This window comes from Micromonospora sp. DT15, assembly GCF_049841475.1.
Taxonomy (GTDB): domain Bacteria; phylum Actinomycetota; class Actinomycetes; order Mycobacteriales; family Micromonosporaceae; genus Micromonospora.
In genome coordinates this window covers 68355-73743 of record NZ_JBNCKJ010000010.1, presented here as the reverse complement: position 1 = coordinate 73743, position 5389 = coordinate 68355, and the positions used below count along the sequence as shown (strand labels likewise).

Below are 5389 nucleotides of genomic sequence, written 5' to 3'. Positions count from 1 at the left end.
TGGGGGGGACCCCCGTGGGTGGCCCCCCCCCATTTCTCGCACCCCGTGGTTTATCCCTGTTGGGGGGGGGCGCCCCGTCCGGGCCCCCCCCCCACCGTCAGTTCACGAGCGGGAGCAGGTCGCCCCGTTGAGCGAGAAACTGGTCGGGGACGAGTAGGCCCCGCTCAGGGTGCCCTGGTAGCCGAAGCTGGCCGTGCCCCCCGGTGCGACCGACCCGTTGTGGCCGACGTTGCGGGCGGTCACCGATGACCCGCTCTGGCTCACCGTGGCGTTCCAGGCGTTGGTGACCGTCTGCCCGCCGGGCAGGCTGTAGTTCAGCGTCCAACCGTTGATCGCGCTGGACCCGGTGTTGGTGATCTGCACGTCGGCCGTGAAGCCGTTGTTCCACGAATTCGCCGTGTACTTCACCGCGCAGCTCGCGCCACCGCTCGGCGGCGGGGTCGTCGGGTTGGTGGGCGGCTGACCGCCACCGTTGACGTTGGCCGAGAACGAGGTCACCGCGAGGCCGACACCGCCCTGCCACGGCTCGAAGCCGGCCTGGATGCTGGTCAGGTACCAGGAGTTGGTGATCGCGCCCCGGTTACGGGTGTCGTTGATGAAGTCCAGCACACTGAAGTTCAGGCTGGAGATCGCCGAGGACGCGACGTAGGAGATGACGTTGTTGGAGCCGTTGCTGCCCCGCCAGACCTCCCAGGTCCGGCCGGCCAGGTTCGTGGTGCCCACGACCGAGCCGATGGGCTGGATCGGGCCCTGCCGGTTGAGCCAGATCATGATCTCCATCTGGTTCACCCCGTCCCGCTTGGGCGACGGGTCCAGCCAGATGTCGTACGACGCGTTGTAGGTGGCGCCGCTGACGTAGCGGTAGGAGATGCTGCTGGTGGCGCTGCTGATCTGGCTCACCTGGATCGGCAGGTTCGTGCCCGGGGAGCAGTTGGTGTAGTGACAACCAAAGAACACCGAGGGGTACGCCGTGGGCGCCCCGTTGGTGGGGCTGCTCCCGTTCAGCGTGGTGATCTCGAAGCCGTTGCTGGTGGCGTTGATGCACTGCTGGGCGGTGGTGCCCCAGCGGTTGTTCTGCACCACGTAGCGGCCCTGGATGACTGTCGAGCCGTACTGTTCGCAGATCTGGGTGTCGGCGGAGGCGCTCCCGCCGAGGGCCACGGCCACCAGTGAACTGGCGACCAGCAACCCGGCGGCGGCCAGGGCCCGAAGTTGACGTTTCATGACACTCCTCGACTCGGCGCGTGCCGGGCGCCGGATGTGGTGGGGTGGTGCGGGAGCGCTCCCACGCTCAACGACACATTTACATGTCTGAAACTGGTGCGCAACCGTCCGCGTCGAACTGGTGAATTGTGAGGATTGCCATGCCCCGCCGGACGGCTGCCGACGGACGGCCAGCCAAGCGGCTCGGGTCGCCGACGAGCGGCGGGGAGCGGACCGATTGGGCCTGGTGTGCGCCGATCGCTCCGAGTAGCGTGTTGCCTCCAACGCGTGCCGCTCCCCCTCCGGAGGCGTACACCACCATGGGTGGCTCCCCCCTGCGCATCCTCGTCGTCGGCGCGGGCATCGCCGGCCTGGCCGTAGCCCGGGCGCTGCGCCTGGCGGGCTTCCGGCCCGACGTCACCGACAAACTGCCACCGGGGGAGTCCACCGAGACCGGTCTCTACCTGCCCGGCAACGCCGCCCGCGCGCTGCACCGGCTCGACCTGCACGACCCGGTCCGGCCGGTCGGGCAGGTGATCCACCGGCAGCGGTTCTACGACGCCGCCGGCGCGCAACTCTGCGAGGTCGACCTCGACGCCCTCTGGGCCGGCGTCGGCGAGTGCCGGGCGCTGCCCCGGGCCGACCTGCACCGGGTGCTGCTCAGCGGTGCCGGCGGTGCCGTCCGGCACGGCGCCGAGGTCCGCACCCTGGAGCTGCTCCCGGGCGCGGTGGGCGTCACCTTCACCGACGGCACCACCACGGAGTACGACCTGGTCATCGGTGCCGACGGGCCACGCTCCTCGGTCCGCGCGCTGGCCGCGCTCGGTGGGCCGCCGCGCCCCGTCGGGCAGGTCGTCTACCGGGCCCTCCTGCGCGACGGCCCACCGGTCACCGAGTGGACCGCGCTGCTCGGCCAGCGCTCCGGGTTCCTGATGGTGCCGATCGGTGCCGGACGGCTGCACATCTATGCCGACGAGGCCGGCACCGAGGAGCCCGCCGACCCCCTCGCCCGGCTGCGGGACCTCTTCGCCGAGTACCGCGGCCCGGTGCCCGAGGTGCTGGCGGCCCTCGACGAGGTGCACGTCGGGATCACCGACGAGGTGGAGTTGGGTCGCTGGTACCGGGGGCGAGTCCTGCTGGTCGGCGACGCCGCGCACGCCACCGCGCCGACGCTGTCGCAGGGTGCGGCAATGGCCCTGGAGGACGCCGTGGTGCTGGCCGAGTCGCTGCGCGCCGCCAACAGCGTGGAGGCGGCCCTGGTGGCGTACGAGAGTCGTCGCCGTCCGCGTACCCGATGGGTGCGGGACCGGACCCGGGACCGCAACCGCACCAGGGACGTCCCGCCGGCGCTGCGCGACCCGTTGCTGCGCGGACGCGGCGACCGGATCTTCGGGGAGCACTACCGGCTCCTGCTCGGCCCGCTGTAGGCCCGTAGTAGATCGTGTCACGCCACCCCACGCGGCGCTGCGACCTGCCGGGGACTATCCTCCTTGCGGATGACGGCCCGCCGATAACCAGCGTGTGCCGAGCGGGACAACCGAGAACCGGAGGCCATTCGTGACCACCGTCGCACCCAAGCCGGTCGTGACCCGGCCCTGGCCGGTCCGGGAGCCGGTCAAGGGGTCGGCCATCGCGCGGCTGCTGCGAACCACGGACGCGAAGCAGATCGGGATCATGTACATGATCACCGCGTTCGTGTTCTTCATGATCGGTGGCCTGATGGCTCTGGTCATGCGTGCTGAGCTGGCGCGACCCGGGCTGCAGTTCCTGTCGCCCGAGCAGTACAACCAGCTCTTCACGATGCACGGCACGATCATGTTGCTGTTCTTCGCGACGCCGATCGTCTTCGCCTTCGCGAACTACATCGTGCCGATCCAGATCGGCGCGCCTGACGTCTCCTTCCCCCGGCTGAACAGCTTCGCCTACTGGCTGTACCTGTTCGGCGGAACGATGGCGACCGCCGGGTTCATCACCCCGGGTGGCGCCGCTGACTTCGGCTGGTTCGCGTACGCGCCTCTGAGCAGCGTCGAGCACTCGCCGGGCGTCGGCGCCAACATGTGGATCATGGGTCTGGCCATCTCCGGCCTGGGCACCATCCTCGGCGCCGTGAACATGATCACTACGGTGCTGACCCTGCGTGCGCCCGGCATGACCATGTTCCGGATGCCGATCTTCACGTGGAACATCCTGGTCACCAGCCTTCTGGTGATCCTGGTCTTCCCGCTGCTGGCCGCCGCGCTCTTCGCGCTCGCCGCGGACCGCATCCTCGGCGCGCACGTGTACGACCCGGCAACCGGTGGACCGATGCTCTGGCAGCACCTGTTCTGGTTCTTCGGGCACCCCGAGGTCTACATCGTGGCGTTGCCGTTCTTCGGCATCATCAGCGAGGTCATCCCGGTCTTCTCCCGCAAGCCGATCTTCGGCTACAAGGGTCTGGTCGCCGCGACCGTCGCGATCGCCGCGCTCTCCATGAGCGTCTGGGCGCACCACATGTTCGCCACCGGCCAGGTGTTGCTGCCGTTCTTCAGCTTCCTGAGCTACCTGATCGCCGTGCCGACCGGTATGAAGTTCTTCAACTGGATCGGCACCATGTGGCGGGGCCAGATCAGCTTCGAGACGCCCATGCTCTGGGCGGTCGGCTTCCTGGTCACCTTCCTCTTCGGTGGTCTCACCGGTGTGCTGCTGGCCAGCCCGCCGATCGACTTCCACGTGTCGGACTCGTACTTCGTGGTGGCGCACTTCCACTACGTGCTCTTCGGCACCATCGTGTTCGCGGTCTTCGCTGGCATCTACTTCTGGTTCCCGAAGATGTTCGGCCGGATGCTCGACGAGCGCCTGGGCAAGGTGCACTTCTGGCTCACCATGATCGGCTTCCACACCACGTTCCTGGTGCAGCACTGGCTCGGCAACGAGGGCATGCCCCGTCGGTACGCCGACTACCTGCCCAGCGACGGCTTCACCACGCTGAACACGATCTCCACGATCGGCGCGTTCATCACCGGTATCTCCACGCTGCCGTTCATCTACAACTGCTGGAAGTCGTACAAGACCGGCCCGGTGGTCGAGGTGAACGACCCCTGGGGTCACGGCAACTCGTTGGAGTGGGCGACCAGCAGCCCGCCGCCGCTGCGCAACTTCGACCGGATGCCGCGGATCCGCTCCGAGCGGCCGGCGTTCGACGCGAAGTTCCCGGAGTTGGCGGCCGGTGGCCAGAGCCTGGCCGGTCCGCCGGAGGGTGGCGCCAAGCCGCTCACCAGCGAGTCGGACGGCGGAGCCAGCTACCGCGAGGACACCGCGAGCGACGTCGACCGGCACTGACGCTCAAGCTCAGCAGTACGACGGGCGCCGCCCCCCGGGACACCGGGAGCGGCGCCCGTCGCCATTTCCAGTCACTGTCACTCCTACTGCTCGCCCTCGTTCCGGCCGCTCCCCCTCGCTCCCCAGGCCCGCTCGGCGTCGGCTCGGCTCTGCCCGGCCAGGCGTCGGTTCGCTCGGCCCGTTTCGGCTCGGCTCGGTCTGTTTCGGCCCGCCCTGGCCTTGGACCGGCTCGGTCCGGCCTGGCTCGGTCCGGCCTGGCGTCGGTTCGGTTCGGCCCGGTTCGGCCTGGCGTCGGCCCGGTTCGGCCTGGCGTCGGCCCGGTTCGGCCCGGCCCGGCCCGGTTCGGCCCGGTTCGGCCCGGCCCGGCCCGGTTCGGCCCGGCCCGGTTCGGCCCGGTTCGGCCCGGCCCGGCCTGGTTCGTTCCGGCCCGGCCTGGTTCGGCCCGGTGCAGCTTGGCCTGGCCTGGCCTGGCCTCGGCTCGGCTCGCCCGGCGTCGGCGCGTCGCCAAGGCAGGCAATGTCGCCATTAAGCGTGATGTCTGTGAGTCATCGTGATGACTCACAGACATCACGCTTAATGGCGTGTATGCCTGCCGGCTGTCGGGCGATACCGCGATCTGCAGTTATCCCGGCATGCCTGAGACTGACGGGGCCGATGTAGCTACGTCAGATATTGAGCGCCACGCCCCGCCTCGTGCCCGGCTGCCCTGCCCGGCCGCAGCGCTCGGCCCGCCCGGCAGGCAGTGTCTGGCCCGCCCGGCCGGCAGTGTCCGGCCTGCAGTGCGCGGCCCCGCCTGCAGTGCGCGGCCCCGCCTGCAGTGCGCGGCCCCGCCTGCAGTGCGCGGCCCCGCCTGCAGTGCGCGGCCCCG

General features: G+C 69.9%; 3 protein-coding genes. 2 read left to right on the top strand and 1 reads right to left on the bottom strand.

Going from position 1 to position 5389, the window contains the following annotated elements:
• Nucleotides 1-102: 102 nt before the first annotated feature.
• Entirely contained in the window at nucleotides 103-1224 is a 1122-nt protein-coding gene (locus tag ACLQ3F_RS22130; protein WP_357194836.1) for a GH12 family glycosyl hydrolase domain-containing protein, read from the bottom strand.
• A gap of 299 nt (nucleotides 1225-1523) precedes the next feature.
• On the opposite strand from ACLQ3F_RS22130, the gene ACLQ3F_RS22125 reads away from it, so the two are divergent.
• A complete protein-coding gene (locus tag ACLQ3F_RS22125) occupies nucleotides 1524-2630 on the top strand; it encodes an FAD-dependent monooxygenase (protein WP_357194834.1) in 1107 nt (368 codons plus the stop codon).
• A gap of 130 nt (nucleotides 2631-2760) precedes the next feature.
• Nucleotides 2761-4521: an aa3-type cytochrome oxidase subunit I gene (ctaD, locus tag ACLQ3F_RS22120; RefSeq protein WP_210780947.1), complete on the top strand. Its 1761-nt coding sequence runs from the start codon at nucleotides 2761-2763 to the stop codon at nucleotides 4519-4521.
• The last annotated feature ends 868 nt before the right edge of the window (nucleotides 4522-5389 follow it).

What these genes read in the sequence shown, in the direction of transcription:
- ACLQ3F_RS22130 (WP_357194836.1), bottom strand. Translation starts at nt 1,224, where the DNA reads ATGAAACGTCAACTTCGGGCCCTGGCCGCCGCCGGGTTGCTGGTCGCC.
- ACLQ3F_RS22125 (WP_357194834.1), top strand. Translation starts at nt 1,524, where the DNA reads ATGGGTGGCTCCCCCCTGCGCATCCTCGTCGTCGGCGCGGGCATCGCC.